This is a genomic window from Collimonas fungivorans (genome assembly GCF_001584145.1).
GTDB lineage: Bacteria > Pseudomonadota > Gammaproteobacteria > Burkholderiales > Burkholderiaceae_D > Collimonas > Collimonas fungivorans.
In genome coordinates this window covers 4,657,849-4,684,371 of sequence record NZ_CP013232.1, presented here as the reverse complement: position 1 = coordinate 4,684,371, position 26,523 = coordinate 4,657,849, and the positions used below count along the sequence as shown (strand labels likewise).

The window sequence follows — 26,523 nt, the reverse complement described above, 5'->3', positions numbered from 1 at the left end:
GCCATTGCTTCTATTCGCGCCGTTCCCAGCTCATGGCCCAGGAATAAAAGCCGACCAGCGCGCCGAACTGGAGCAGGCTGGATCCCAGCAGATAGATCAGGGGATGCCAGAGCAGCGAATATTGCAGCATCACCCAGGCCGCAAACGTGTACTGGAACGGCGTCAGCACGATCAGGTAAACCACCGCCATCAGCGACAGCAGGATCTTGCGTGGGATGCCGAAATCGAAGATGTTGTAAAGCAGGCCGTAAATCCAGGGCGTCAGCAGCAGCAGCACCATCGATGCCTGCGTCAGCGCGGAAATCGAGGACGCAGACTGGTAGGGGAATTCCGCCGCCCAGAAATAAAAATAGAACTGGCTCGCCAGCTGGATCATGGCAACCACGCGCAGCGTGTAAGAGATCGGCAGCATGCGCGCCGGCAGCAAAGCGGTGGCCAGCAGCAGAGCGATGCTGGCCAGCATGCCGGTCCACCATTGCAGCGGGGTCGGCAGCGCGGCCTGGACGTAGGCGTAGGGAACGGATTGAATGCCCGGAAAAGAGGTTTTGTCGGCTTTCAGCATCAAGCCGTCGCCGAGGCCGCTGGCCCAGAAGCGGATGATTCCTGACCACAGGTCCGCAATCCAGGGCCAGGCAAGCAGGGTGCAAAAGAAAATCAGCGCGGGCACCAGCAGCACATCTATCCAGCGGGAGCGCGGAAAAGAAAGGCGGCGCAGGGCGCGGTGGGTCTGGATCAGCTGGCCGCCAAAGCCGGCGAAACGTGGATTGATTGCAGCGTCCCTGCGCGCTTTGGCATGGATTTTTGCCTTGACGGTTTTGCCGCCGGCAGTCGCGTCCCGCGCCGGTTTCATCTGAAGCTCCAGCGCCAGCCGAGGCTGAACGAGAGCCGGTCGTAGACCGGGCTCTGGTAATACTCCAGCGCTGCCAGCAGCATGCTGTCGCGGCTGATGCGCTGGCGCCACTGGACGCTGGCGGTATCGCTCTTGAAATTGACCAGCTCGGGACCGCCTGGCAATACCTTGTAGGTTTCTTTGGCATGCTCGTAACGAACGATGATCGCGCGCCGGTCGTCATTGCCGAAGGTGGCGGCGATGTATTGGCTAGGCCCCAGTATCGCGCCGGGATCGGCCCAGTTCAGGCGCACGCCGCCTTCTACCACTAGCCCGCTGAAGTAGACTATGCCGGTGAACAGCAAGCCCTTGTCGGAGCGCGCGCTTTCATTGCCTTTGGCATAGTAGCCGCCGATGCCGGCGACATACTGGCGTTCGCTGCCGAATTTCCGGTAAATGGCGGCATCGGTGCGCCAGCTTGAAAACAGCGGACTGTTGCCGGCGCCGACGCCGACGGTGGTGTAATAGTCTTCGGACAAATCGTGGGTGAGCGAGACATTGCCGTAGTTGCCGCTGAACCCGAAGCGGGACTGCTGCGTCAATTCTCCCTGCACCACGCCGAGCGACGTCACCGCCATGCCGCGCAGCGACATCAGGCGGGCATGTCCATAACCGTTACTCATCCTGCCGTCGCCGCCGATCAGTTCCAGGGCGCCGCGCTCGGGTTGCAGTTCCGGCCCGGCAGCGGGTGGCGCCTCGGCCGGCGTCAGCGGGATGGCAGCGGCGTCGACCGGGGCCGCCAGCGCCAGCACGGCAGGCTGGATCTCGGCCGGTGGGCGCGGAACCGCCGGCGCTGCAGCAGGAACGGCAGCGGGCACAGCAGCGACCGCTTGCGCCGGCGCGCTGTAGATCGACAGCAAGCGCTCATGCTGCAAACGCGGCACTTCGATGCCGGGATTTTCGCCGGTTGCCGCGCCAGTGGGAGCCGAGGCATAGCAGAGGGATAGTCCCAATGCCGCCATGGCGGTCCTGGCGGCCGGCAAACGACGGTTCTTGGCGGCTGTATTCAATGCGGTACTTTCTCTATCAACGGTGTTGAAATGCGAAGTTGCCTCACGTCTGCGGCGATCACGGCCCAGGTGTCGCCGCGCTGTTCCACTCTGGCCTTGCCGCTGGTGACGCGCGGTTCGGCATACAGCGCAACCGGGAACAGCCAGGTTTGCTGGTTCAATGAGGCCGCATTGGCAGCATCGACCACTACGGCACGATTGTCATTAGAAATATTCCATACTGTCTGTTCCCGGCGATTCATGAAGCGCGCCAGGTCCGTCATGGTGCGCCAGCGGAAGCGTCCGCTTTTTGCGGCTGCGTCGGCGGCCAGCATCAGCTGGTTGATGGCATCGGGATACAGTACGGCGCCTGGCGGATGGAAATAAATCAGCCTGATCTGCCCGCTATTCTCGGTAAACTGCACCAGCGACGTCAACCAGCTGCTGATTTCGCTTTCCGGCACATGTTCGGTGTAGGCTTCTTCGATGGTGCTGATGTGGCCGTAGGTCTGCACCGGGAACGACCAGATATGCGGATCGCGGCGGCCGTCGCGGTAGGTATGGGTCGGTCCCTGGCCTATATTGCCGGTGAAGTAGTAGGCCAGCACCTGCTGCTCGTCGAGCCAGTCGGTGACCCAGACCGGCTGGTTGCCGGTGGGCGCCGAATATTCGGTTTGCCTGTGTCCGGTCAGGCGCGCCACGGCGTCGGCGTTTTGCTGCAGGTAAGGCGTCATTTGTTCCTGGTTGCCGTCGGCCAGGTTCTTGCCGAACCAGTCGTGTATCCAGCCGCCGTGGCTGCCGATTTCATTTCCCTGGTCGCGCAAGGACAGCAGCAACGCCTGGAACGGCAGGTTGCGGCTGAGGTCGACGCCGAGGCCGTCGCCGAATGCGCGCTGGTCGGGTCCGGCGGTGACATGGATGCTGAACGGTCCGCGCTTGAATACGCCGGCCTTGATCAGCTGCTCCATGGCCGGAATGCAGATCTTGGCGTCGCAGTGCCAGTTCAGCACCAGGCCGCCGATCGCTTCCGGAGCGGCGGACAACTGCGGCTGGCCCATGATGCGGTTGGCGAAGTAGTGCAGGAAACCATGCATCAGTATGCCGTCGGTGCGCAGCTTCAGGTAGCCCAAGGGCAGGTTGACGAACAGTACGCGCCCTTTGCCGTAGGCATGTTCGCCGGCGATCACGGTTTTTCCTTCGGCTTGCATGCGCACTGTTCCGGCATAGCTGTCGGCGGTGTGCAGCACCGGATAGCGCAACGTGTCTTCGCCGTAACCCGAAAGCACCGCCTGCGCGCCGTCCTTGATCCAGCGCCCCGGCGGGATATGCAGGGCTTGCATGATTTGCGGGCTGCCGGCGATGGTCGGGTTGAACGACATGCGTTCCTGCAGCTTGCGGTACATCGCGTAGTCTGTCCCGGCCAGCGCGGAAAGGCGCGAGGCCGGCTCGGCGTAGTAGCCGTTCTCGTCCAGCACGCCGGCATCGCCGACCAGCATCAGGGCGCCGCCGTTTTCCACAAAGCGGCTGACCTGGTTGACGAACGCGGTGCTGATGCGGCGATGGATGGTGTCCGGCAAAATCACCCCGGCAAACGGTCGTTCGCCTTGCAAGCCGTGCCGCGAGAAAGCCGATGCGGTAATCGCTTGCAGGCGGATTCCTTCTTCTGCGGCGGCGTCCAGCCAGGCCGCTGCAAACAGCCGGTTGGCGTCCGACATGTCGTCCGGCAGCAGCAGGGCGATGGCGTCGCTTTGCCATTGCGCCGGGCTGACCTGGCTGATGCGATAAATCCAGGCCGCGGCGGCCGCGATCACGGCGCCAGCCAGCAAGGCCAGCAGTATCCTGGCCAGCCTGGGATGATATGCGCCGTTCATGATCGGTCCAGCGCGTGGCTCAGGCCGATGCGCACGCCTTCTTCGACAACGTTCCAGCGCCCCGCGGCGCGCCAGGCATCGCAGTTTTTCAGCCAGCTGCGTGCGGCCGGCGCATCGCCGGCCCGGTAGCCGGCCCAGGCGGCCAGGCCCCACGGATAGTGATCGCTTTCGCCGGCCAGCCATTGTTTTCCGTTGCGTTCCATCCAGGCATGCCAGTAACGTTCGCCGCTGGCTCCGCTGCGCAGGCCGTACAGCCACAGGTAAACCGGCGCCACTGCATTGGGATAGAAGCCATAGGGCACGGGCGGCATGCTGGCGCGTTCCGGTTCAAGGGCGCCGTCCGGATCGTAGCCATAGTTGCGCCGCAGTCCTTTGAGCATGCCGGCGGCGCTCGGCAATGCCGCCAGCTGCACTGCGAAGCGGGTAGCCGTTGCCGGTTGCCGGCGCAGCTGGTGCAGGGCGCCCATCACTTCGACATTGTCGGCAAAATAGGCGGCGCTGCCGCCTGGCAAGGCGCGGAAGGTCTGTTGCGCCGGGTTCCACAGGCTGGCCAGGTGCGCCAGCGACCTGGCGCAGCTGGCGGCCAGCACCCGGTCTGCCGGCAAGACTTGCGCTGCCAGCAGGCACCAGAGGGCGTCGAGGGAGTCGTCGGCATCTGCCGGACCGCAGGCCAGCCAGTCCGCCGCGCCGCTGCGGCAGATGCGCGGGAAGGGGCCATCGGCCTGCTGGAACGGCAGCAACCAGTGGGCGAAAGCCGAGGCTGCCGGAGCGACATCGAGACCCAGCCCATGCGCGGCCAGCAGGGCGGTCAGCGCGAAGTACGGCTCGACATAATCGCCCTTGGGAAAGACAGTGATGGCGCCGTCCGGCAACGTAAAATCGGCAAACGCGGCGACGCCGGCGGCGGGCGGCGCATACTCTGCCGCGCCTGCCGGCGCCAGGCAGCTGAAACAGAAAACCACGGCCAGCGCTGCCGATAGTGCCGCAGGCGCTGCGGCTTGCCTGGCCAGGTGTAAATCAGGGGACATGAGACGCCTCCCGCGCGCTCACGATTGCCCCGTCTTGCGTGGTAATCACGCCATGCACGATGCAGCCTGCGGCAATCGTCAATTTCCGGCAAACCATGGTGGTGGCGCAGCCGGGTGTGCCGATGCGGCAGTCGGGGCCGACCACGATATCGTTCTGGCTGATGACCGGGCCAAGCACCGAACAGCCTCTGTCCAGCACGATGTCGCGGTTGGACACCAGGCTGCCGGCAATGCAAGAGCGTTCTCCCAGGTGCAGGTCGCCATAGGTCTTGATGCTGCCGAAGACCGTGGTCCCGGCACGTATGCTGTGTGCGCCGCGCACCACGAAGTCGCCGTCCTGGCGGATTTCGGCGGATTGTTCGGTGCTGTCGTCGAGGATATGGCGCGGCCGCGGCGACGGCGCCTGGGGGGCGGGAATAGCGGCGTTGGCGCAATCGCCGAAGCGTATGCTTGGCGCTCCGGCGCGTACAAAACGGCTGCCGCCGCAAAAATCGATTTCCGTGGCGGCGGTAATGCGGCCGTCGATAGCGGCATTGCTGCCGACACGGATGGCTGGCGCGTCGATCCAGCGATGCACCACTGTATCCGGGCCAAGTGTGATCAGGCCCTGGGCGGCGCAGGCGCGCAGGCTGGCGCCGGCGCCGATTCGCAGGTCGGCGGCAGCAAACAGGTCGGCCTGGCTGTGGCTGCCTGGCGGCAGGCAGGCGTCGTGCAGGAAGATGACTATGCCATTCTTCTTTTGCAGTATTGCCAAGGTAGCCGCAGGGTAGCCGGCAGCGACATCGGCGTCCAGCTGCTGGTGCACGACATGCAGGTTGTCGCTGACGCGGACGGTGCGGTCGGTTTGCAGCTTCTGCAATTGCAGTAAATTCATCGCTGGCATGCGGGCGACGGTTTGGCGGAAGCTGTCGGCGAAATAACGCAGGTTGTTTATCTCGTTTCTCCTGACCGGCAGGGGGGCCACGTCGGTCGGGCGCAGCCACTCGGCGATGGCCGGAATGAACGGCAGGAACAAGATCAGCAGCACGCTGACCAATAGCAGCGCTGGGGCAGCCATGATCAGGGAACCTCCCCGCGCAATCCGACAGCGCCGCCTATCTGCGCGCTTTCGAGGGGCGCCATAAGGTCTTGCACAGGGGTTGCGGACAGCACCCTGAACCTTTCGGTTTTATGCCATACCAGTTCGCGCTTTTGCAACGCGTCGAGGATTTGCGCGATGGCCGCGCGCCAGATCGACACCAGGCTGACCAGGAAGCCGAATATGTTCAGGGCAGCAGGCGGATGCGGTTGCGGTTGCCGTCCAGGTAGGTAGCCGCCGCCATTTCAAAAAATGCTGCATTGGTGCCGAATGCGCCGTAAGCCACCATGCCGCTCAAGGCCAGCCAGCCGAACAGCCATTGGTGCGAAGTCATGAAGAACTGGATGATGGTCAGGGTCCAGCCGATGGCCAGCAGCGGCGGCATGATGAAGACGCACAACAGGAGCGCGCCGTCCGCCCTTTCGCGCAGGCTGATGCGCGGATTCTTCAGCAGGCGCATCAGGTTGTGGCTCATGACCTGGTTATGTCCGCGCGACCATCTGCTGATTTGCCTGATCCTGACCGGCCAGACCTCGGGAACTTCCTCGTAGCATTCCGAACGGTTCTGGTATACCGTCTTCCAGCCTTGCTGCAGCAGGCGGAAGGTGACATCGGTGTCCTCGGCCAGCATGTCGCTGTTCCAGCCGCCGATTTCCTCCAGCGCGCAGCGCCGCACGCCGCCGACAGTGCCGCCATACTGTGGCACCAGGCCCAGGTTCATGCGCGCCGCCTGGTCGACCTGGTAGCCGCCGGCCCGTTCCAGGTCGAGCAGCCGCGTCAGCAGGTTGGCGCCGGCGTTGATGGGCACTACGCGGCCCATGATGGCGCCGACTTCAGGATCGAAAAAAGGCGCGACCAGCTGCTTGATCAGGCCGCGCGCGGGGAGATAATCGGCATCGAAGACGATGATGATTTCAGCCTGGATTTTCTCGGTGGCGTCGCGCAAGGCAGCGGCCTTGCCGGGGCGTCCGCCGCTGCGGTGGAACGGCGTGAAGCGGCCCGGGTTGGTCTCGGCGATGCGGTCGATGATGGCACGCGTGGCGTCGGTTGAGCGGTCGTTGACGGGCATGATGACCAGCTTGTCGCGTGGGTAGTCGACTTCGAGCAGGGCATGCAGGGCGTCCGCAATCACTCTTTCCTCATTGTGGGCGGCCACGCATACCACCACCGGCGGCCATGCTGCCTGTTCGATATCGAGGTAGGGCTGGCGTTGCCGTCCGAACAGGCGGTTAAGGGTGAACAGGTAGTGGCGGATCGTGTAGACCACCAGCAGGACGATGATGGCGCCCAATATGGCGGTCATCAGGTCCAGTTCCATGGTGCGGGCGTCAAGTTCCAGGGGCGATGAGCGCGCTTGTTCCATCAGCATCATGAGCGGAAAAAATGCGCCGCCCGCCGGCGCGCAGATCAGCCTGCGGTGCGCAACTGTATTGCGAGGAGTGGGCGGCGGGCAAGGCATGATCCGGTTCCTCGAAAATGATGCACGCGGCTAGACTGGCTGCAGCGCTGTTGCCGCGAGCTGCGCTTTCCTGGCCGGGCGACGTTGTTCCATGCCGAATTCGGCGATGGGCCTGCCGCACAGCACGCTGGCAATCCGCTCCGCCGCGCGGCCGTCGCCATAGGGATTGACACGCTGGGTTGCCTGCTGCCAGAAGATATCGTCGTCGCAAAGCCGTGTTACCGCAGCCACAATCCGCGCCGGATCGGTGCCAACCAGTTGCACCGTGCCCGCGCTCACTGCTTCCGGCCGTTCCGTGACGTTGCGCATCACCAGCACCGGTTTGCCCAGCGACGGCGCTTCTTCCTGCACGCCGCCGGAGTCGGTCAGGATCACATGCGAGCGCTGCATCAGGCGCACAAACAGCAGGTAGTCGAGCGGTTCGATCAGATGGATGTTCGGCAGATGCGACAAGGCCGCCAGCACCGGCCCTTGCACGTTCGGATTCAGGTGAACCGGATAGACTATCTGCAGGTCGGAACGGCGTGACAATTCTGCCAGCGCATCGCAGATTTCGGCGAAGCCCGAACCAAAATTCTCGCGCCGGTGGCCGGTCACCAGCAGCAGCTTGCGGCCCGCAACCAGGTAGGGGAAATGGGCATCGAGCTGATTGCGCAGTTGTTCATCGAAGGCGATCCGTTCGGTCGTCAGGCGCAGCGCATCGATCACCGTATTGCCGGTAATGACGACGCGGCCGGCAAGATGTTCGGCTGTGAGGTTGTTCTTGGCTTGTGCGGTGGGGGCAAGCAGCAGGTCGCATACGATATCGACGTAGCGCCGGTTCATTTCTTCCGGCCAGGGCTGGCTCAGGTCGCCGGTGCGCAGGCCTGCTTCGACATGCGCCACCGGTATGCGGCGATGGAATGCTGTCAGCGCCGCCATCATGGCGGTGGTGGTGTCGCCATGCACCAGGATGCGGTCGGGCTTGCATGCCTCCAGCACCGGGTCGAGCAGGCCGATCAGGCGCGCGCTCAATCCGTTCAGGGTCTGGTCCGGCAGCATCACATCGAGGCTGTAATCGACCTTGATGGCGAACAGGTCAAGCACCTGCTGCAGCATTTGACGATGCTGGCCGGTGACGCAGACCAGCGATTGCATTCCTGTTTCTCTGGACAGCGCTTTGACCACAGGGGCCATTTTCACCGCCTCCGGTCGCGTACCAAAGATAGAGAGAACTTTCACTTTAAACACTCGTCTAGTCGAGTTAAAAGCGGCCTCGCCGAGATGCTGCTCGCGAGTACAGTTTGTTGCCAATGCCTATCCGGCGGGAGCCCTGAGAAGGAAGGGAAGTGAGCCGCCCGTGGCCAGCTGCGGGAGGCCGGGGTGGCTGTAGCAGGCATGGAATCCATGCTTGCCTGTTTTATAAATATATTTCCTTGTGGAAATATATGCTCATTGTAGAGTTATATTGCTATTAATGTAAATATTATAATAAAAAGGGCTGCTGCTAATTTTTTTATTGTTAAGGAATGTTAAATATTCTGAGGTTTGGGATGACGTCGCTTAAGTTGACATCTGGTCGGCGCCGCTTGCCTTGCGGCTGCCGGCAAGAGCCTTGTCCTGGCGCTGCCAGAACCGCAGCAGCGGCACGGTCATCGCCGTCGTCACCAGCGCCATCAGCACCAGCATCGAATACACGGAAACCGGCAGGATGCCCAGTTGCAGTCCTATCGTCAGCACGATCAATTCCATCAGGCCACGGGTGTTCATCAGCGCGCCGATGATCCTGGCATCGCGGTGGGGGATGCCCGACCAGCGCGCACCCAGGTAGCTGCCGCCGAATTTCCCCAGGATGGCCGCGACCAGGAACAGCAAGAACCATTGCCAGAAATCGGCCGACTGCACGCTGCCCAGCGAAACATGGATGCCGGCATAGGCGAAAAAAACCGGCATCAGGACCAGTTCCACAAAACCCGTCACCTGGCGCCGCCAGGCCAGCGCCAGGCCGTCGTGGCCGCGCAGCACCAGAGCTGCCATCAGGGCGCCGAAGGCGCTATGGAAACCGATTGCCGCGGTTATCCATGAAGACAGGAGCACATAACAGGCTACGCATGCCAGTATGCCGGCCGACGGCGCTGACGCCTCCGTCGTCTCGCCGCAGCTCAGCACGCTGCGCCAAAACGGCTTGGCCAGCAACAGGGAAAACGCCACAAACGCCGCCAGCAGGGCCAGGTCGTACAGCGTGCGGCCGAATGAATAGGTGCCGGCCGCAAAGGCTGCGATCACTGCCAGCAATAACCAGCCGAGCAGGTCGGTGAGCGTCGCCGAGGCTAGCGCGACGGTCGCCGGATAAGAGTCGGCCATGCGCAAATCCATGACGATCCTGGCCATCACGGGCACTGCCGATATCGACAGCGCCAGGCCGCAAAACAGCACGTAGCCGACAGCTTCGGCGTGCGGTGCAATCCATGGCCTGGAAACGAAGCCAATGGCGCAGCCGAGGGCAAACGGGATCAGCATTCCCAGCAGGGCGACCAGCAGCGGCGCGTTGGCCTGGCGCCGTCCCTGCAGGCTTTTCAGGTCAAGGTGCAGGCCAAGCTGGAACATCAGCAGCACCAGGCCGAGTTCTCCCAGCTGCGACAAAGCCGGCATGCTGGCGCTGCTGAACAGGAAATTGTAGGCATTGATATCGATTGCGCCGAGGATGGAGGGGCCAAGCAGCAGGCCGGCGGCAATTTCACCGACTACCCGCGACTGCCCCAGTTTTTCCGCTGCGGTCCCGCAGATAAAGGCGGCAAGGATGATGACGCTGAGTTGTACAAGGAAAATTTGCATGCCGGGTCCTGAAAACGATTCGAAAGCAGGCGCATGCATCGCGCACGGCCTGCCGATATGAGGAGACGCCAGGGTGCCTAGTTGCCGCGATTCCTTTGCGACATGGCGTCGTCGTCCGCCATATACACCGACCGGTACGGCTCGCCCCAGCCGAAGTAGTGCGTCAGCAGGGTATCGCCGGTGCTGAACTGCGGCGGCGTGTTGATGGCGAGGCAGTCGACAATCGACTGCTCGTTGAGCTTGCCGGCCGCGCGCAATGCTTCGATGGTGTGGAACTGGTCGCCCTGGCTGCTGTAGACCGAGGATTTGTCGTCGACCTGGCTGACGCATTGCCATATCTGTTGCAGCAGGGCGGCGTTCTCGGCCGTGTTGCGGAAAGCCATCACGCCGGAATTCAGTTCCCAGCCGCCGATGTCCTTGGCAAACAGCAGGTCGCGGTTGGCCAGCAGCGGCTCCAGCTTTTTGGATGGATTGGTGAACAGGATGTCCGCATCAATCCAGATCACCCAGTCGTGGTCCGCCAGGTGGCGAGCCAGCAGCCAGCTCTTGACCCAGGATCCGGAGATATTGCTGTCGAGCTGTTCCGGAATGGCGCGATACACATGGTAGGCGTAGCCGTGGCGGTCGCAGTAGCGCTTTACATTGTGCTCGGAGATGCGTGCATAGTCGGCGATGTGATGGGTGTAGAGCGTCACCAGCGCGACTTTTCCTTGCGGATTGAAACTGGATAGCGGCTCGTCGGAAAGCGCCGGGTAAGCCGGTGTCTTCAGCAGCGGCAGGCCGTCGATCAAGGCGCCGTTGACTTGCCGCACCAGCAGGTTTTTCATGCGCAGGTCGAACAGGATGTCATGGTCAGGTTCGCCTTCGGCCGAGGGCCAGGGGCCGAGGTTGAGCATGAAGATGCGGGCGTCGAACCATTTCGAGATATACCAGCTGACGTTAACATAGCTGTCGCCGATCATGGCGTTGACCTCCAGCGCCGGGAATTTCTCCAGCAAGCTCAGCTCGCTTCTGCCTATTTCATCCCGGATCAGGGCTTTGTGCAAGATAAAAACGATGTCGTGCAGGATCTTGCGGTTTTCCGCGGTATTGCGCAACGCCAGCATATTGTTCATGACGACCCGCGGTTCGCCCGACGGCTGCGGGTGGGGCCTTGACCAGCAGCGCATCGCGCCCGGCCAGCAGGGTTTCCATCGCCAGCGGATGGACGATGACTGCGTTGCAATCCAGCAGCAGGACCCAGTCGTTGTCGGCGGCTTGCCGCAATTCCTGCAGCAGCAGGTGGTAGCGGTACGCCTGGCGCAGCATGGGATGGGCGATGTGGGCGGTTTCGACCCAGCGGTGGGGATAGCCGAACAGGGTGCAGTAATGCTGATGATTACGCAGAACCTGCAGGTCCAGCCGTTCAAACACGCTGATGCACAAAGCCATTTCTACTTCTCCCCTATAGCGCAGCTCCGGACAGGACGCGCATGCAACACGTATTTTGACATCCAAATTGCTTTTATCGCCATTGTTCAGTAAATTGCTCTAGCAGCGCCTACGGATAATAAAACAATGACGAATGAAAGCGTGAATCATGAGCCAAGCGGAGAAGGTTTTTACCGAGATCTATCAAGGTAACAATTGGGGGAGCAGCGAATCGGTTTCGGGGCCAGGTTCCGAGCTGTACCGGACACGGCACCTGCAGCGCGAGCTGCCGTACCTGCTGGATGAGTTCAATATCCGCTCGATGCTGGATTTGCCCTGCGGCGATTTCAACTGGATGCAGCATGTCGACCTCTCCAGGGTCGACTATATCGGCGCCGATATCGTGCCGCAGCTGGTTGAGCGCAACCGCGAGAAGTTCGGCCAGGCCGGGCGGCAGTTCGTGCAGCTCGACCTGATCAATACGCCGCTGCCCCGCGCCGATGCAGTGTTTTGCCGGGACTGCCTGGTGCATTTGCCGCTGCAAGGGATTTTTTCCGCGCTGAAGAACATCTGCGACAGCGGCGCCCTTTACCTGCTCACCTCCAGTTATTCGTTCCGCGGTTTTGAAGCGAACGGCGAAATCGCCCTGGGCGAATGGCGCCGCCTGAACCTGGAGCTGGGGCCTTTCCATTTCCCTGCGCCGAGCCGCTACATTATCGAAGGTACCGACGAAAGCGAAGGGCGCCTGTCGGACAAGGTGATCGGCGTCTGGCCCATCGACCAGATCAAGAAGCGGCTGGCGCTGATCTGATTTCCGGCCAGCCAAGCAGGAAATACGGTTTCGAGATTATCATTGTGGGCACTGCGCTACCGGCGCAGCTTGTCCACAACATTTCTTGCAGCGGCCGCCAATGCTTCCTACTCTCCTGATCCTCAATCCCTTGTCCGACCAAGGCCTGCAACGCATCGCCCAAGACTTCCAGATAGTCTATGCGCCCACCGCCGAGCAGCGCGCCGTCGCCATCGCCAGCCACGCCGATGCCATACGGGCCGTGCTGACCATCGGTTCGATCGGCTTGCACGCCAATGAAATCGCCGCCTTGCCCAAGGTGGAACTGATTTGCGCGCTGGGCGCAGGTTTCGAGAACATCGACGTCGCCGCTGCGCGCGAGCGCGGCATCACGGTTTCCAATGGCGCCGGCACCAACGACGCCTGCGTAGCCGACCATGCCATGGGTTTGCTGCTGGCGACAGTGCGCGGCATCCCGCAGCTGGGAGTGGCCCTGCACCAGGGCATCTGGCGCGACGCCTTGCCTTTGCCGCCCAGCGTGTCGGGCAAGCGGCTCGGCATCATCGGGCTCGGTACTATCGGCAAGCAGATTGCGCGCCGTGCCGCCGGCTTCGACATGACGATCGGTTATCACAACCGTTCGGTCCGCAGCGAGGCGCCGTTCGCCTATTTCGCTTCGGTGCTGGAACTGGCGCAGTGGGCCGATTTCCTGGTGGTCGCCACGCCCGGCGGCGCCGCTACCCGCCATTTGATCAACGGCCCGGTGCTGGATGCCTTGGGTCCGCAAGGATTCATCGTGAATATCTCGCGCGGCAGTGTGATCGATACCGCGGCGCTGGCCCTGGCCTTGCGCGAAGGGCGGTTGGCCGGCGCCGGCCTCGATGTCTACGAGAGCGAACCGTTACCGCCGGCGGAACTGCTGGATCTGCCGAACGCGGTGCTGACGCCGCATGTGGCCGGCTGGTCGCCGGAGTCGGTGGCCGAGACGGTGCGCCTGTTCCTGGAAAACGCCAGGCGGCATTTTTCCGGGCAGGCGGTATTGACGCCGATTTGAGGCAATGAATATTTGAGCCATAAAAAATCCGGCATCAGGCCGGATTTTTTATTCTGCGATGCCTGACGCAATTTGTCAGTTCAGGAATTTCTTGTCTTTGGTGATCATGGTCATTTCGACAAATTTCGAACCGCTGTGGTTGCTGCCGGTGAAATTCACGTCGAAACCGCCGCCGTTATAGTTCTTCATGTTGATGGTTTCCAGCGCCTTGACCAGCTTGGCGCGGGTCAGGTCCTTGCCGGCCCGCTTCAGGCCTTCGACGAATACCTTGGCGGCGATGAAACCTTCCAGGCTGGAAAAATTAGGCTCCTTGACGCCGGCTTTCTGCATCAGCCTGGTATATTCGGCGACCACCGGGGTCGACGAGCTCCACGGGAACGGCACCACCTGCGAAATCACCACGCCTTCGCCATCCTTGCCCAAGGCGTCGGCCAAAGCCTGGCTGCCGACGAACGATACATTGTAGAACTGGCCGGTATAACCGGCTTTGCGCATTTCCTTGATGTAGGCGGCGCACGAAGCGTAGGCGCTGATCTGGATGACGGCGGAAGGGCGCTTCGGCAGGATCTTGCCGACGGCCTGTTTGACGTCGGTGCTGTTGCGTTCCACCGTGGCCGCTTCGACCAGTTCCAGGTTCAGCTTCTTCAGCGCGCGCTGCACGCCTTCCAGCCCGGCGCGGCCATAGGCGTCGTTCTGGTAGAACACGGCGATGTTCTTGATGCCGACGTTGGCCAGTTTTTCCACCAGGTGCTCGGTTTCGTCGAAGTAGCTGGCGCGGATGTTGAAGATCTGGCGGTTCAGCGGCTCGCGCAGCGACTGGGCGCCGGTGACCGGGGCAAAGAACGGCACGCCGGCTTGCGTGAAAATCGGCAGGGCGGCGTTGCTGGTAGGCGTACCGACATAACCGAACAAGGCAAACACATCGTCTTTTTCAATCAGGCGCTTGGTATTGGCTGCGGCCAGGTCGGCTTCGTATTTGTCGTCGGCCTTGATGATTTCGATCTGTCGTCCAAATACGCCGCCCTGTTCATTCACGGAATCGAAGTAGGCTTTGGCGCCGGCATTCATCTGGATGCCCAGCTGCGCCGCAGGGCCGGAAAATGCCGCGGATTGTCCCAGGATGATTTTCTGGTCGGTGACGCCGGATTCGGCAAAACTGGCCGACAGCGGGAGGGCGGCGCCGATGACGAGCGGCAGCATGAAAGAGAGAAAACCGGAAAAAAGACGACGGTGAAGATACATGATTGCCACTTTCTGATGTTGATCAAGCGATGCAGCGGGGTAAGCATGAATCATACCTTCCACACTGCACCGTCGCGTATTATAGAGATATTGCTTGATGAAAACAAAAGAAGACGTGGTTTTGACGGTAATTAGCGGTTTTGCCAGTTTACTAAAACCAACAGGCGGTTGTGCTGGACCATCTCTTCGGCTTGATGATAGCCTTCATGTCCGGCGTACCTGCCGGCATGCATTGCCAAATGTCAGATGATAAGGAGCAAGGATGTTTTCAAAATATGCCGATGCGCAGTTGGGCACATGCTGAACCCCGGGCCTGGCCATGGCGAGCTCGGTTTCGAGGCGATCCGGAATATCCGTGACCTGGGCGGTTACCTGGCTGCGGACGGACGCCGCATCGCAGCCGGACGGTTGCTGCGCGGCGCCAATCCCGGCATGGCGTCGGCGGCCGACATACGCAAGCTCAAGGACTACCGGCTGGACGTGGTGCTGGACTTCCGCACCGAGACTGAAAAACATGCCGCCGAGACGGCGTTTGCTTCCTCTTTCAACTGGATCGCCGATCCGGTCATGGTCGGCAACCTGTCGCAGGAAATGCTGCTGCCGATGCTGAAGAGCGGCGATCCGGAAAGCAGCCGGCAGTTCATGATCGATTTTTACAGCGCCTTCCCGGTACGCTACCAGTCGCAGTTCAGGCGTTTCCTGCAGCGCGCTGAGCAGAACCAGACCATGCTCTACCACTGCACGGCCGGCAAGGACCGCACCGGGTTTGCCAGCGCCTTGCTGCTGTCCGCGCTGGGCGTCGGCCACGCCGCCATCATCGCCAATTACCTGGAATCGAACCGCCATAACGCCATGGCCAACCCGCAGGTGCTGGCGCAGGTATTCAAGGTTGAATTGCCGCCGCAGCTGATCGCACCGCTGATGACGGTGGAATCGGCTTACCTGGATGCGGCGCTGGCGGTGATCGATGAAGAATATGGCGGCATGGAGCGTTACCTGCGCCAGGTGCTCGAGATCGATGTCGAACGGGTTCGCAACAACTATCTTGTGTAGCGTGGCCACCCTACGGGAATAAAAAAAGCCACCGACAGAGTCGGTGGCTTCCGGATCACGGCACAATGACTGCGGTATTTACCACATAAGGACGCGTTGCTCCGGCGGCAGGTACATCTTGTCGCCCGGCTTGACGTCGAACGCGCTGTAGAAACCAGGCTGGTTGCCCAGCGTGCCGTTGCCGCGGAAACGCGGCGGCGAGTGCGGGTCGGTTTTTACATAGACGATAGCCTGGGCGTCGCGCACCTTGCCGCGCCATACCTGAGCCCAGCCCAGATACAAGCGCTGGTCGCCGGTGAGGCCGTCGATCACCGGCGGCGTCTTGCCATCCAGGGACAGGTGGTAAGCCTTGTAGGCGATGGTCAGGCCGGAGTTGTCCGCGATGTTTTCACCCAGGGTCAGCTCGCCGTTGACCTTGTAGCCGGGAACCGGGCTGTAGGCGCCGTATTGCGCCACCAGGGCCTTGGTCTTGACCGCGAATTTCTCATGGTCTTCCTTGGTCCACCAGTCGCGCAGGTTGCCGATTTCGTCGTACTGGCTGCCCTGGTCGTCGAAACCGTGGCTGATTTCATGGCCGATCACCGCGCCGATGCCGCCGTAGTTGACCGCGTCGTCAGCGTTGGCGTTGAAGAACGGCGGTTGCAGGATCGCCGCCGGGAACACGATTTCGTTGAACTCCGGGTTGTAGTAGGCGTTCACGGTTTGTGGCGTCATGCCCCATTCGGTGCGGTCGACCGGTTTGCCGAGCTTGTCGATGTTGCGCTTGAATTCAAACTCGCGGGCGCGGATCACGTTGCCGACCAGGTCGTCGCGCTTGATGCTCAGGGCTGAATAATCGCGCCATTTGTCGGGATAGCCGATCTTCAGCATCAGCGTCGACAGTTTCTTTTGCGCCTGCTTCTTGGTGTCGGCGCCCATCCAGTCGAGGCCGTCGATGCTGTGGTTGTAGGCGGCGATCAGGTTGGCCACCAGTTTTTCCATGCGCGCCTTGTTTTCAGGCGGGAAGAACTGTTGTACATAGAGCTGGCCCAGGCCTTCGCCGACGCTGGCTTCGACTACATTGATGCCGCGCTTCCAGCGTGGCTCGTTTTCCGGCACGCCGCGCAGCACGGTGCCCTTGAAGGCGAAGTTCTGGTCGACATACTGCTTCGACAGGCTTGACGCGAAGCTGCTCAGCACATGCCATTTGAAATACGCTTTCCAGACCGGCAGCGGGGTTTTTTCCAGGATCTTGTCGAAGCCCTTGATATAGCTAGGCTGGCTGACCACCAGGTAGGTCACCTTGTCTTTCAGGCCGGCGCCGGACAGGTAGCCGTCCCATTCGTAGTGCGGAGCAAGTGCATGCAGCTGCGCCAGCTCGACCCGGTTGTAGGTCTTGACCGGATCGCGGTTCTCGACCTTGGTCCATTGCACCTTGGCCAGTTCGGTTTCCAGGGCGACGATGCTGGCGGCATTTTTCTTGGCAGCCTTGTCGCCGGACAGCGCCAGCATGGTTTCGATATGCGCGCGATACTTGGTCAGCGTGTCTTTCAGCTTGGCGTCGTCGGCTTTCAGGTAATAGTCGCGGTCCGGCAGGCCGAGGCCGCTTTGGCCGAGGTCGGCGATCACCTTGCTGGAATCCTTGGCGTCCTGGTGGATGCCGATGTCATACGGCGCGTTGACGCCGATGCTGTTCAGGTGGGCGATCAGGCCAGGGATCTGTTTCTTGTCCTTGAGGGCGTCGACTTTGGCGAACTCGGCGTCCAGCGGCTTGGCGCCTAGTGTTTCCAGCGCCGGCTCATCCATGTAGCTGGCGTACAGGTCGGCGATTTTCTGCTGGTTGGAGCCGGGTGTGATGTTCTTCTCCGCGCTGACCGCATCGACGATGGTGTGCAGCTGGTTCAGGGAGTTTTCACGCAACTCGTAGAATGCGCCCCACGACGATTTGTCTGCAGGGATTTCGGTTTTCTTGAGCCAGTTGCCGTTGACGTAGCTATAGAAGTCGTCCTGGGGGCGCACCGCCAGGTCGGCGTTCGCCATGTCGATGCCGCTGGCCAGCGGCGACGCAGGGGCTGTGGTGGCAGCGGTGGCGGCGGCCACGGTGCGCGGGGTCTGGGCGAAACTGGCGGTGGAGCTGGTATAGCCTGCAACCAGTGTCAGCACTGCTGCACAAATCAGAGATCGTTTCACGAGTAAATAATCCTTATGAGAAGTCATCGGAAAAAACAGCCTTGTAAGGCATTCTAAAAATAGGGTTAAAGCTCAATCCAAGTTCAGCTTATACGCCCAAATGAAATCGTTTGCTCAGGCTCAGCTGACACACTTCAGCGCAGGATTGCCTCCGGGTCCTGTTTGTCGCGCAATGCGGTGCACAGCAGCGCTCTTTCACGGGTCTGCGCCAGGCCGCGCTCGGCGCCAGGCAATTGTTTCAGCAAAGGCTGGAAGAATGTCGTCAGGCGGTCCGCTTCGCGCTGCGAGCAGCTGTCGCCGGCCACCAGTCCCGGCAGCTTGCCGCCGGACGAATCGCCGCTGCGCTTGATCAGCTGCGCATGGTTGGCGGTAAACCATTTCCACATGGCGTCGCGGCCTTCGCCGTCTTCGCGGCTGGCGTACAGCAGGGTGCTGATTTCGCCGACCTTGACGCGCGGATCGAGCGCCAGGTTGCGGGCGCGTTCGGCATTGCCGGCGGCCTTGGCGGAACCCAGGCCGCTCAGGATCGCCATGCGCTGCGCCGGTTCGCTGGTGTTGCCGAGTGCCTTGATCAAGACGTCGATGGCGCTGTCGCTGCTGTCTTGCGGGTTTTCTTGGGCAGTGACCGCCAGTACCGAACGCAGCAGGTCAGGATTGGCTGCCGCCAGCTTGATCTGGCCGTCGGCATTCGGCTGCAGCGCTTGCTTGCCTTGCGCCAGCAGGGCCTGGCGTACTTCCGGCAGTTTCATGTCGAGCGCCAGGAAGCTCGCCAGCGAGGCGCGCAGCAGCGCATCGTCCTGGCTTTCATTGGCGCGGCGCTGGTAACCGAGCTGCTGCAGGCGCGGCAGGTACATCTGGCGCGCCAGTTCAACCAGGCGTGCCTGCTGTGCGGGGTTGCGGGCTTCGTGCCTGGACAGCCACTTGAGCGTCGGAATCAGCGCTGTCGCCACTTCGCGCGTGTTTGACTGCGCCAGGCGCGGAGCCGCGGCCAGCACGGCGGCTGCATCCAGGGCGCCGCCGTCGAAACCGGCGTTGATGGCGTCGGCATAAGCCAGCTGTTCGGTGTCCGGCAGTTGGCCGAGGCTGGCGGTCAGGCGCGCCAGGTCTTCATGCGCCATGTTGAAGCGGTAGTAGCCGGCGGCATCTGCATTCGGCATGTACCAGCTGCTGGCGGATGCGCCTTGCAACACCATCTTGCCTTGTTCCTGGTCCAGCAGTTCGCATTGGGTCTTGGCGCTGCCGTTGCCACTGCTGTCGGCGACGCCATAGCGTACGCATACCGGAATGCCCCACAGGCGCTTGGCTTCGCCGGTCGAACCGAGCGGCAGGTAGCGCTGCTGTTTCAGGTGCAGCACGGCCTTGCCGTCTTCCCAGCTGAGGCTGGTATCGACCAGCGGCACGCCGGACTGGTCGAGGAAGCTTTGCATCGCTTTTGCAAAACGCTGGTCCTTGCCGGAAGCCTTGGCCAGCGCCGCCACCAGGTCATCCGCTGTAGCGCTGGAGAACTGGTGCTGCTTGATATATGCGCGCACACCCTGGCGGAATGTGTCGGTGCCGAGGTAGCGTTCGAACATGTTCAGCACGGCCGCGCCCTTCTGGTACGTGATGCCGTCAAACGCCGTCTCGATATCGCCATTGCCGGTGATCGGCTGGCGGATGCGGCGCACGCTGACCAGGCTGTCGCTTTGCATCGCATAGCTGGCGCCGCTGATCAGTTCCAGGTCGGCGCGATATTCAGGATGCAGCTGGCGCGTGATCTTGCTTTGCATCCAGGTAGCGAACGCTTCGTTCAGCCACAGGTCGTCCCACCATGGCATGGTGACGGTGTCGCCGAACCATTGGTGCGCCAATTCGTGGGCTGTGACATTGAATGAGCCGCGCACATTGTGCGCCGGCGAGTTGGCGTCGAGCAGCATCAGGTAATCGCGGAAAGTCACCAGCCCCGGGTTTTCCATGGCGCCGGCGGCAAAGTCAGGCGCTGCCAGCAGGTCGACCTTGTCGAACGGGTAGCCGAAGCCGAAATAATCTTCCAGCGCAGTGATGATGGCAGGCGTTTGCGCCAGTGCGGGCTTGATGCGCTCGCCTTCGCCTTGCGGCGCTATGCCGCGCAGCGGCGTCGCCTGGGGGCGCCATTTGGTTGCCGGGATTTCCGGTCCGTTGACCACATCCCATGGGCCGACGGCGAACGCTACGAGGTAAGTCGGCAATGGCCTGGTCGGGGCAAAGCTGAGCTTGTGCCAGCCTCGGTCCTGGCTCTTCTCTAGTTTCTGTTCTCCGACCTGGCGGGTGTTGGCGACGGCAACCTGGTTTTCAGGCACGGTCAAGCTGAGCGTGAACGGCGTCTTGAAAGCAGGTTCATCGAAACCGGGGAAAGCGTAGCGCGCGCTGATCGCTTCCATTTGCGTGATGACATAAGGCGCGCCCTGGCTGCTGACCTTGTACACGCCTTCCAGCTGTTGATTGAACGGCGCGCTATATTCGAGCGCGACGCTATAGCGTCCGGCCGGCAGCGTCTGGCCGAACTCGATCGCCGCCACGCCTTCTTTTTGCGCGGCTACCTTGTATTGTGCAGCATAGGTTTTTTTTCGCTTGTCGGTCAGCGTGACCTTGCTGACGTTGAGGTCCTGGCCATGCAGCCACAAGTGGTCGGCGGCTTGTTTCAGGTCGATGTCGATGGTGGCGTTGCCGCTGTAGTCGGACTGCTGCGGATCGACGCGCAAGTCGAGCTGATAGGCCAGCGGCTGGGCCCAGCGCGGCAGTTTTCCCAGCGGTGCAGAATCATTCGGGGTCGCCGCTGCGGCGTTGAACGATGCAATGCCGAGGGCGAGAGCGGTTAGTGTGAAACGACGGGTAGTACACATCACAGATGAAATCCTCCCAAATTTGGTCTTGGGATTCTAGCGCGCACCACGCTGATTCGCTAGGGAAATAGTATGAATAAAAAAAGCAAAAATGATTTCCCGATGCACCCGGCGTGTTTAGTGCTGTCCTTGCATGCGTGGCTGTCAGCTTGTCTTATTTGGAATAAGTAAAGGTGATAGGCGTGAGCTGCCAACATGGCAACCACGCTAGCAACTAGACTTGCAACCGGGCCTGCGCTTGCTGCCCCAGGTTCAGCAGTGGAAAACGCAATACAAACATGGCGCCGCCCAGTTCCGAGCTGCCGACACGGACCGTGCCGCCCAGCCGGTCGGCGATCTTCTTGACGATCGCCAGGCCCAGGCCGTAGCCGCCGGTGGCGCGGTCGCGGCTGCGGTCGAGCCGGTAAAACGGTTCGAAAATCCGCTCGCGTTCCTGCTCGGGGATGCCGACGCCGTCGTCTTCGACAATCAGCATCCAGCTGTCGACGCCGGGCTCCGCGCGCACCCTGATGGTGCTGCGGGCATAGCGCGATGCATTGCGCACCAGGTTGGAGAAGGCGCGGCCCAGGCTGCGCGGTTCGGTGACGATCTCTTTCAGCGCGGCGTCGATATGCCAGCTGAGGGCGTTGCGGCGCAGGGCCAGTTCTTCGCTGGTGATGCCGGTGGCGGAGCGCAGGAAATCTTCCAGCATGATTTTTTCCCTGGGCTCGGCCAGCGACGACTGTTCCAGCATGCTCAGCGTCAGCAATTCGCCGACCAGGATATCCAGCTCTTCCACGTCTTGGCGCATCGCCTGTATGCGTTTGTGAGCGTTGTCGTCGTCGGTGGTATCCATCAGGTTGACCAGGCCGAACTCCAGCCGCGCCAGCGGCGTGCGCAGTTCGTGCGAGGCGGCGTTGACCATGTCCCTCTGCGCCGTGATCAGGGCGCCGATGCGGTCCGCCATGTTGTTGAAGTAGGCGCACAGCTGCTTGATCGATGAATTCTCGGACAGCTTGGCGCGCGCATCCAGCGCGCCGTCGCCGAAGCGGGCGGCGGCGATGCGCAGTTTTTCCAGGTCGCGCCAGTGCGGCGTCAGCCATACCACTATCGCCGCCAGCATGACGCTGAAAATAACCACATAGGCAACCCATTCTATCCAGCCGCCAGTCTGCGGATGGACTTCCAGCAGGCTGCCGTCATCCAGCGTGATATAGATGTTGGAGCGGTTGGCGTCGCCTCTGCCGCTCCATGCCATGCCGTATTGCGCCAGCTCCTGCCGGGTCGCCGCCGACAGCGAACGCATCTGATCTTCGGATACGCGGCTGTAGCGTTGCTGATTGAGGCGGTTCATGCCGTCCAGCCTGGCTTGCTGGGCGCTGTCGCGGACCGGGCCCAGGTATCTGCGCAGTAGCATCGCTTCGCTGGCGTATTCGCGATGCATCTGGGTCGTGAATTGCGTCGAGAACAGATGGGGGAAGCCTCTTTGCACGAAGATGATCGACAGGATCGACAGCACGGCGACGATCAAATACAGGCGTATCAGGATTCTCAGCATTATTCGTCCCAGGCGATGGGGCTGAACAGATATCCGCGTCCCCATACAGTCTTGATCTTGCGCGGTTCGTTGGCGTCGTCGTCGAAACACTTGCGCAAGCGTGAAATGCTGACGTCGACGGTGCGGTCGAGGCCGTCGAAGCCGATGCCGCGCCAGCGCTTGAGCAGCTCGTCGCGGTTCAGGACTATGCCGGCGGCCTGTACCAGGATCACGAACAGGTTGTAGTCGGCTGTCTTCAGATCGACTTCCTGGCCCTTCCAGCAAACCTGGCGCGCCGACAGGTCGATGGCCAGCTCGCCGAACTGCAGCTGGGCGCTATGCGCCGGCTGGCCGCGCAGTTCCACCCAGCGCAGGATGACACGCAGGCGCGCCAGCAGCAGGCGCGGTTCGACCGGCTTGAGCATGTAGTCGTCGGCACCGATTTCGAGGCCGGCCACCTGGTCGAAAATGTCGGCGCGCGCGGTCAGCATCAGCACCGGCAGCGATGAAGTCTTGCGGATGGCTCGGCAGATATCCATGCCGTCCATGCCCGGCAGCATCAGGTCCAGCACCACCACATCCGGCTGTTCCTGGGCAATCGCATCCAGCGCCAGGTCGCCGCGCAGCACCAGGGTCACCTGGAAATCGTAGCGGCACAAGTATTCCGATATCAATTCGGCAAGGCGAGCGTCGTCTTCAATCAGTAAAACCTTCTTCATTTCGTTCTTCCCTCTTTTTTCCATGATAGCGCCACGGCCAGGCGCCAGATGGAGCCATTACAAACAAACACATAAATGATACGGACTCGCACATTTTTCCCACCGTTGTCTCACAGACACGCGAGACGGGACTGCCGAGAATGTGCGCTGGTTTCCTTTACCAACCGGAGAAAAATTTGAAACACCAGATCAAGTCAATTATCGCAGTCACTGTCTGCAGCCTTCTTGCGTCGCGCATGGCGGCGGCGCAGCAGGTCACGCCGAGCCAGCCGGGGTCCTGGCTGCAGGACACCAAGATTACGATCGGACTTGGCGTCGGCGCCACGGCGCGTTATGCCGGCAGCGACGAGTACCGCGCGGTGCCGGTGCCGGTATTGAACATCGTTTCCCCCAGCGGCTTCTTCGTCGACAGCCTGCAAGGCGCCGGTTACCGTTACGATATCAGCGACACGTTGTTTGCCAGCGCCGCCATCGGCTACGGCGCCGGCCGCAAGGATTCCAACGACGGCTTGCAGCCCGGCTCCGACAAGCTGAAGGGCATGGGCGAAATCAAGGGCTCGGTGCTGGCCAACCTCGAGGCCGGCATCAAGCTGGGCCGCAGCGCCAGCTTCTCGGTCGGCTTGTCGCAACCGCTCAGCAACCGCGAGCGCGGCATCAGCTATCGCGCGCAATTGAGCAGCACCGTGCTGGCGTTGGCGAAAGACAAGGTCAGCGTCAGCGGCACTGCCTATTTCGGCAGTGCCAAATACAACCAGGCTTTTTTCGGCGTCACCGCACTCCAGAGCCGCGATTCAGGCTACGCGCAATACAAGGCGGAGTCGGGCTTGAACGCGCTGAATGCCTCGCTGGTGTGGACCCACAGCTTCAACCAGACCTGGTCAGTTTCCACAATGGTCGGCGCCACGCATTATGTGCAAAAGGCAGCAGACAGCCCGCTGGTCCTGGACAAAACCAACTACAGCGGATTCACCAGCGTGAATTATTCGTTTTGAGCGTTCCCGGGCTGCTGACACGACATGGTATTTAACTTGTTTCCCCGATCGAAATGGCTGCGCGAGGCCCAGGAGCTTGCCGCGCAGACGCGGCAGCCGGGGCCTGCACGCATATTTCTCACCGGCGCTACAGGGTTTGTCGGCGGGGCGATTGCGGCGGCTCTCGCCGACACCGAAAATTTCAAGGAAATGCTTTTTCTGGTACGTGCAAAATCGGCCGCCGAAGGCGCGCAGCGGGTGCGTCAATCGCTGGCACGTTTCACCCCGCCGGGAGTGCCGCCGCCGCTGGTGCTGGAGCGCCAGGTCATCGTCGCTGACTTGAACGACGCGGATGCATTCTCGGATCCCCGGCTCGATGCCGTAAGCCATGTCATCCACAGCGCTGCAGTCACTTCGTTTGCCGACCGGCCCGATATCTGGAGGGTCAATGTCGACGCCACCATGCGCTTGGCTGAACGCTTCTCCCAGGAGCCCGGGCTGCGCCGTTTCGTGTACGTGGGAACCGCAATGGCGTGCGGCGTCGCGCGCGGCGCCATTGTCACCGAAACCCTGCGTTTGCCGCTTGAGCATGCGCACCTGGTGCCGTATACCGCATCCAAGGCGCGTGCGGAGAATCAGCTGCGGGAGCGTTTCCCGGAACTGCCCCTGGTGTCGGTGCGGCCTTCGATCATCGTTGGCCATTCGTCGCTGGGCTGCAAGCCGTCGGCCAGCATCTTCTGGCTGCTGAAAGTGGTCTCCCAGCTGAACCGTTTTGTCTGCCCGCCCAGCGCCTACCTGGATATCGTGCCGGTCGATTATTGCGCCAGCACGATAGTGGCGCTGGCCCTGAAGCCGACGCTGGCTTTCCCGGTGTATCACATCTCCGCGGGACAGGGCAGCAGCATGGTGGGCGAATTGCTGCAGGCGTTCCAAGGCATGGAAGGCGGCGCCCAAGGCAAGCCTTACGAGCGTGTGGCGGAAGCGGCGCTGAAGCAGATGGCGCTGTCTTTCGGCGCCACGGCAAGGGAAACGGTAAATACCCGCATGCTGCATAAGGCATTGATGCTGTATGGCCGTTTTTCGCGCTTGAACTACATCTTCGACCAGCGCCGGATATTGAGCGAAGGATTGCCGCCGGCGCCGTCTTTTCTCGACTATCTCGGCCGTTGCCACCACAGTGCGCAAGAATTGCCGTTGAGGGAGCAAATGGCTTGCGATTTCAAATAGAGGTTTGGCGGCCTGCGTGCCGGCGCCCGGAAAAAGAAAAACCCGCATTTACGCGGGTTTTTTTGATACATCAGTGCTGCAATCAGAGCTATAACTCAGGCGCGCTTGATAAGCCGCAGAATGAACAGCAGGATCACGGCGCCTACAGTGGCCGTCACGATCGATGCAATCCAGCCGCCGCCAACCTGGATGCCCAGGATACCTGCCAGCCAGCCGCCGATGAAAGCGCCGACGATACCAACGACGATGTCGATCAGCACACCGAAGCCGCCGCCCTTGACCAGAACGCCAGCCAGCCATCCTGCAATCGCGCCCACTATCAACCAAGCGATAAAGCCCATGAGATTTCCTTTCAGAGTTGACCATCTTTAGACTACCCGGCAAGAGTAGCGTAAAAAGCATCAAAAACAGCGGCCCAATTGTTAAAGATAGATAAAACCGAAGCCGATTTTATCGGCTGCCGCGCTGCCGGTTTTCAAGAACACTAGCCAGTAACGACAACGGGACCCTGAGGTCCCGTTGCGGTCAGCTATCAGCTGCAAGCTTTGCCGTGGTTGGCATGGTTGCCTGCCGCCTTGGCTTCCGCTTCCGTCATGTAAGAACCGGCCTTGGTCTTGCCATAGTATTTGCTGCCTTCGCAGTGGTATACCTTGCTGGCGCTGTTGACCCAGACCTTGCCGGCGCCGCCGCCGGCTGCAGGAGCGGTGGCTGCAGCAGCAGGTTTGGCTGGCGCCATCGCAGTCGGGGCTGCAGCCGGAGCTGCTGCTTTAGCGGCCGCAGGGGCTGGCGCTGCGGCTGGCGCAGCAGCAGGAGTTGCCGTCTTGGCTGGAGCGGGAGCTGCCGCTGCCGGGGCTGCTGCTGGGGTTGCTGCGGGTGCAGCTGCTGCAGGCGCAGCGGAATACCATTCTTTTACGCCCTTGTGGCCGGAGCAAGCGCCTTTCTTGGTAGCGTTGGAAGAATAGCTGCCGTCCTTGCACAGGCCGGTGGTGCCGGCTGGCGCTGCGGCGGGGGCCTGGGCAAAGCTGGCGGCCGAAGTCAGTAAGGCTGCTGCAACTGCTGCTGAAATAAACAATGCTTTCATTTTATTCTCCATGGAGTTGGTGAAGCTCATGTGGCCTTGCAGCTGGCGCACCTTATGTTTCAATGTATGTATCAATCCGTCTACCGCAGCACGACTAAACAATGTTGTGCGCCGCACCTGGCAATATGACCGAGGTAGGTGTTAAACGCCGTCGGATTGGATATGGCTGACATGACTATCGATACAATTGAAAACAATTGTGATATTTCTACCGCCCGCGACTGATCCATGCATTTAAGGCAACATCGGATTAGCTGGATAAATATCCGGTTTTATTGTTGATAAAGCATTAATTCATGACG

The 26,523-nt window shown here is 61.4% G+C and carries 21 protein-coding genes and 1 pseudogene; 5 read left to right on the top strand and 17 right to left on the bottom strand.

Translation table 11 applies throughout. From position 1 onward, the window contains the following. Positions 1-10: 10 nt before the first annotated feature. The 10 genes and pseudogenes from CFter6_RS20555 to CFter6_RS26555 all read right to left on the bottom strand — a co-directional run bounded on the left by CFter6_RS20555 (position 11) and on the right by CFter6_RS26555 (position 11,559). Entirely contained in the window at positions 11-850 is an 840-nt protein-coding gene (locus tag CFter6_RS20555) for a hypothetical protein (protein ID WP_061541498.1), read from the bottom strand. Further along, positions 847-1,899 (bottom strand): YaiO family outer membrane beta-barrel protein, encoded by a 1,053-nt coding sequence (locus CFter6_RS20550; RefSeq protein ID WP_061541497.1) that lies wholly within the window; start codon positions 1,897-1,899, stop codon positions 847-849. Before CFter6_RS20550 ends, CFter6_RS20555 begins: the two co-directional genes overlap by 4 nt. Then, positions 1,896-3,749 carry a polysaccharide deacetylase family protein gene (locus CFter6_RS20545; RefSeq protein ID WP_061541496.1) on the bottom strand — a complete coding sequence of 618 codons (1,854 nt, stop codon included), beginning with the start codon at positions 3,747-3,749 and terminating at the stop codon, positions 1,896-1,898. Before CFter6_RS20545 ends, CFter6_RS20550 begins: the two co-directional genes overlap by 4 nt. Next, entirely contained in the window at positions 3,746-4,777 is a 1,032-nt protein-coding gene (locus tag CFter6_RS20540) for a hypothetical protein (RefSeq protein ID WP_061541495.1), read from the bottom strand. The genes CFter6_RS20545 and CFter6_RS20540 overlap by 4 nt, the downstream gene beginning before the upstream one ends. Beyond that, the gene (locus tag CFter6_RS20535) at positions 4,767-5,834 is read right to left on the bottom strand and encodes a hypothetical protein (protein WP_061541494.1); all 1,068 of its coding nucleotides are present in this window, start codon (positions 5,832-5,834) and stop codon (positions 4,767-4,769) included. Before CFter6_RS20535 ends, CFter6_RS20540 begins: the two co-directional genes overlap by 11 nt. A 2-nt stretch (positions 5,835-5,836) precedes the next feature. Continuing rightward, positions 5,837-7,224, bottom strand: a pseudogene (locus CFter6_RS20530) (glycosyltransferase family 2 protein). A 120-nt stretch (positions 7,225-7,344) separates the two neighbouring features. Next, positions 7,345-8,535 (bottom strand): non-hydrolyzing UDP-N-acetylglucosamine 2-epimerase, encoded by a 1,191-nt coding sequence (gene wecB / locus CFter6_RS20525; protein ID WP_167351427.1) that lies wholly within the window; start codon positions 8,533-8,535, stop codon positions 7,345-7,347. Between the two features lie 321 nt (positions 8,536-8,856). Continuing rightward, a complete protein-coding gene (locus CFter6_RS20520; RefSeq protein ID WP_061542497.1) occupies positions 8,857-10,128 on the bottom strand; it encodes a cation:proton antiporter in 1,272 nt (423 codons plus the stop codon). 77 nt (positions 10,129-10,205) lie between these two features. After that, a complete protein-coding gene (locus CFter6_RS20515) occupies positions 10,206-11,243 on the bottom strand; it encodes a glycosyltransferase family protein (RefSeq protein ID WP_236904431.1) in 1,038 nt (345 codons plus the stop codon). Next, positions 11,149-11,559 carry a hypothetical protein gene (locus CFter6_RS26555; protein ID WP_236904430.1) on the bottom strand — a complete coding sequence of 137 codons (411 nt, stop codon included), beginning with the start codon at positions 11,557-11,559 and terminating at the stop codon, positions 11,149-11,151. Before CFter6_RS26555 ends, CFter6_RS20515 begins: the two co-directional genes overlap by 95 nt. Before the next feature lie 148 nt (positions 11,560-11,707). Here CFter6_RS26555 and CFter6_RS20510 point away from each other — a divergent pair, with 148 nt between their 5' ends. Both CFter6_RS20510 and CFter6_RS20505 read left to right on the top strand, forming a co-directional pair. After that, entirely contained in the window at positions 11,708-12,349 is a 642-nt protein-coding gene (locus CFter6_RS20510) for a class I SAM-dependent methyltransferase (protein WP_061541492.1), read from the top strand. A 100-nt stretch (positions 12,350-12,449) separates the two neighbouring features. Continuing rightward, complete coding sequence (locus tag CFter6_RS20505; protein WP_061541491.1) at positions 12,450-13,382, top strand: 2-hydroxyacid dehydrogenase; 933 nt, start codon at positions 12,450-12,452, stop codon at positions 13,380-13,382. A gap of 75 nt (positions 13,383-13,457) precedes the next feature. Here CFter6_RS20505 and CFter6_RS20500 read toward each other — a convergent pair whose 3' ends face one another. Continuing rightward, positions 13,458-14,624 carry an ABC transporter substrate-binding protein gene (locus CFter6_RS20500; protein ID WP_082814910.1) on the bottom strand — a complete coding sequence of 389 codons (1,167 nt, stop codon included), beginning with the start codon at positions 14,622-14,624 and terminating at the stop codon, positions 13,458-13,460. A gap of 297 nt (positions 14,625-14,921) precedes the next feature. Between CFter6_RS20500 and CFter6_RS20495 the strand changes: the two genes are divergently transcribed. After that, complete coding sequence (locus CFter6_RS20495) at positions 14,922-15,677, top strand: tyrosine-protein phosphatase (RefSeq protein WP_061541489.1); 756 nt, start codon at positions 14,922-14,924, stop codon at positions 15,675-15,677. Positions 15,678-15,755: 78 nt separating this feature from the next. Here CFter6_RS20495 and CFter6_RS20490 read toward each other — a convergent pair whose 3' ends face one another. The 4 genes from CFter6_RS20490 to CFter6_RS20475 all read right to left on the bottom strand — a co-directional run bounded on the left by CFter6_RS20490 (position 15,756) and on the right by CFter6_RS20475 (position 22,942). Continuing rightward, positions 15,756-17,846, bottom strand: a complete 2,091-nt coding sequence (locus CFter6_RS20490; protein ID WP_061541488.1) for a M13 family metallopeptidase — start codon at positions 17,844-17,846, stop codon at positions 15,756-15,758. A 134-nt stretch (positions 17,847-17,980) separates the two neighbouring features. Then, the gene (locus tag CFter6_RS20485; protein ID WP_061541487.1) at positions 17,981-20,707 is read right to left on the bottom strand and encodes a M1 family metallopeptidase; all 2,727 of its coding nucleotides are present in this window, start codon (positions 20,705-20,707) and stop codon (positions 17,981-17,983) included. Between the two features lie 214 nt (positions 20,708-20,921). After that, positions 20,922-22,244, bottom strand: a complete 1,323-nt coding sequence (locus CFter6_RS20480; RefSeq protein ID WP_061541486.1) for an ATP-binding protein — start codon at positions 22,242-22,244, stop codon at positions 20,922-20,924. Continuing rightward, entirely contained in the window at positions 22,244-22,942 is a 699-nt protein-coding gene (locus CFter6_RS20475) for a response regulator (RefSeq protein WP_167351426.1), read from the bottom strand. Before CFter6_RS20475 ends, CFter6_RS20480 begins: the two co-directional genes overlap by 1 nt. A gap of 176 nt (positions 22,943-23,118) precedes the next feature. Here CFter6_RS20475 and CFter6_RS20470 point away from each other — a divergent pair, with 176 nt between their 5' ends. Both CFter6_RS20470 and CFter6_RS20465 read left to right on the top strand, forming a co-directional pair. Further along, positions 23,119-23,934: a MipA/OmpV family protein gene (locus CFter6_RS20470; protein ID WP_167351425.1), complete on the top strand. Its 816-nt coding sequence runs from the start codon at positions 23,119-23,121 to the stop codon at positions 23,932-23,934. A 24-nt stretch (positions 23,935-23,958) separates the two neighbouring features. Beyond that, positions 23,959-25,140: an SDR family oxidoreductase gene (locus tag CFter6_RS20465; protein ID WP_061541483.1), complete on the top strand. Its 1,182-nt coding sequence runs from the start codon at positions 23,959-23,961 to the stop codon at positions 25,138-25,140. A gap of 95 nt (positions 25,141-25,235) precedes the next feature. Here CFter6_RS20465 and CFter6_RS20460 read toward each other — a convergent pair whose 3' ends face one another. Both CFter6_RS20460 and CFter6_RS20455 read right to left on the bottom strand, forming a co-directional pair. Continuing rightward, positions 25,236-25,481, bottom strand: coding sequence for a GlsB/YeaQ/YmgE family stress response membrane protein (locus CFter6_RS20460; protein WP_061541482.1), 246 nt, complete (start codon positions 25,479-25,481; stop codon positions 25,236-25,238). A 191-nt stretch (positions 25,482-25,672) separates the two neighbouring features. After that, positions 25,673-26,221 (bottom strand): DUF3761 domain-containing protein, encoded by a 549-nt coding sequence (locus tag CFter6_RS20455; protein ID WP_061542496.1) that lies wholly within the window; start codon positions 26,219-26,221, stop codon positions 25,673-25,675. Between the last annotated feature and the right edge of the window lie 302 nt (positions 26,222-26,523).

Coding starts and splice junctions, on each gene's coding strand:
- CFter6_RS20555 (WP_061541498.1), bottom strand. CDS start 850: ATGAAACCGGCGCGGGACGCGACTGCCGGCGGCAAAACCGTCAAGGCA.
- CFter6_RS20545 (WP_061541496.1), bottom strand. CDS start 3,749: ATGAACGGCGCATATCATCCCAGGCTGGCCAGGATACTGCTGGCCTTG.
- CFter6_RS20540 (WP_061541495.1), bottom strand. CDS start 4,777: ATGTCCCCTGATTTACACCTGGCCAGGCAAGCCGCAGCGCCTGCGGCA.
- CFter6_RS20535 (WP_061541494.1), bottom strand. CDS start 5,834: ATGGCTGCCCCAGCGCTGCTATTGGTCAGCGTGCTGCTGATCTTGTTC.
- CFter6_RS20520 (WP_061542497.1), bottom strand. CDS start 10,128: ATGCAAATTTTCCTTGTACAACTCAGCGTCATCATCCTTGCCGCCTTT.
- CFter6_RS20515 (WP_236904431.1), bottom strand. CDS start 11,243: ATGAACAATATGCTGGCGTTGCGCAATACCGCGGAAAACCGCAAGATC.
- CFter6_RS26555 (WP_236904430.1), bottom strand. CDS start 11,559: ATGGCTTTGTGCATCAGCGTGTTTGAACGGCTGGACCTGCAGGTTCTG.
- CFter6_RS20510 (WP_061541492.1), top strand. CDS start 11,708: ATGAGCCAAGCGGAGAAGGTTTTTACCGAGATCTATCAAGGTAACAAT.
- CFter6_RS20505 (WP_061541491.1), top strand. CDS start 12,450: ATGCTTCCTACTCTCCTGATCCTCAATCCCTTGTCCGACCAAGGCCTG.
- CFter6_RS20500 (WP_082814910.1), bottom strand. CDS start 14,624: ATGTATCTTCACCGTCGTCTTTTTTCCGGTTTTCTCTCTTTCATGCTG.
- CFter6_RS20495 (WP_061541489.1), top strand. CDS start 14,922: ATGCTGAACCCCGGGCCTGGCCATGGCGAGCTCGGTTTCGAGGCGATC.
- CFter6_RS20485 (WP_061541487.1), bottom strand. CDS start 20,707: ATGTGTACTACCCGTCGTTTCACACTAACCGCTCTCGCCCTCGGCATT.
- CFter6_RS20480 (WP_061541486.1), bottom strand. CDS start 22,244: ATGCTGAGAATCCTGATACGCCTGTATTTGATCGTCGCCGTGCTGTCG.
- CFter6_RS20475 (WP_167351426.1), bottom strand. CDS start 22,942: ATGAAGAAGGTTTTACTGATTGAAGACGACGCTCGCCTTGCCGAATTG.
- CFter6_RS20465 (WP_061541483.1), top strand. CDS start 23,959: ATGGTATTTAACTTGTTTCCCCGATCGAAATGGCTGCGCGAGGCCCAG.
- CFter6_RS20460 (WP_061541482.1), bottom strand. CDS start 25,481: ATGGGCTTTATCGCTTGGTTGATAGTGGGCGCGATTGCAGGATGGCTG.
- CFter6_RS20455 (WP_061542496.1), bottom strand. CDS start 26,221: ATGAAAGCATTGTTTATTTCAGCAGCAGTTGCAGCAGCCTTACTGACT.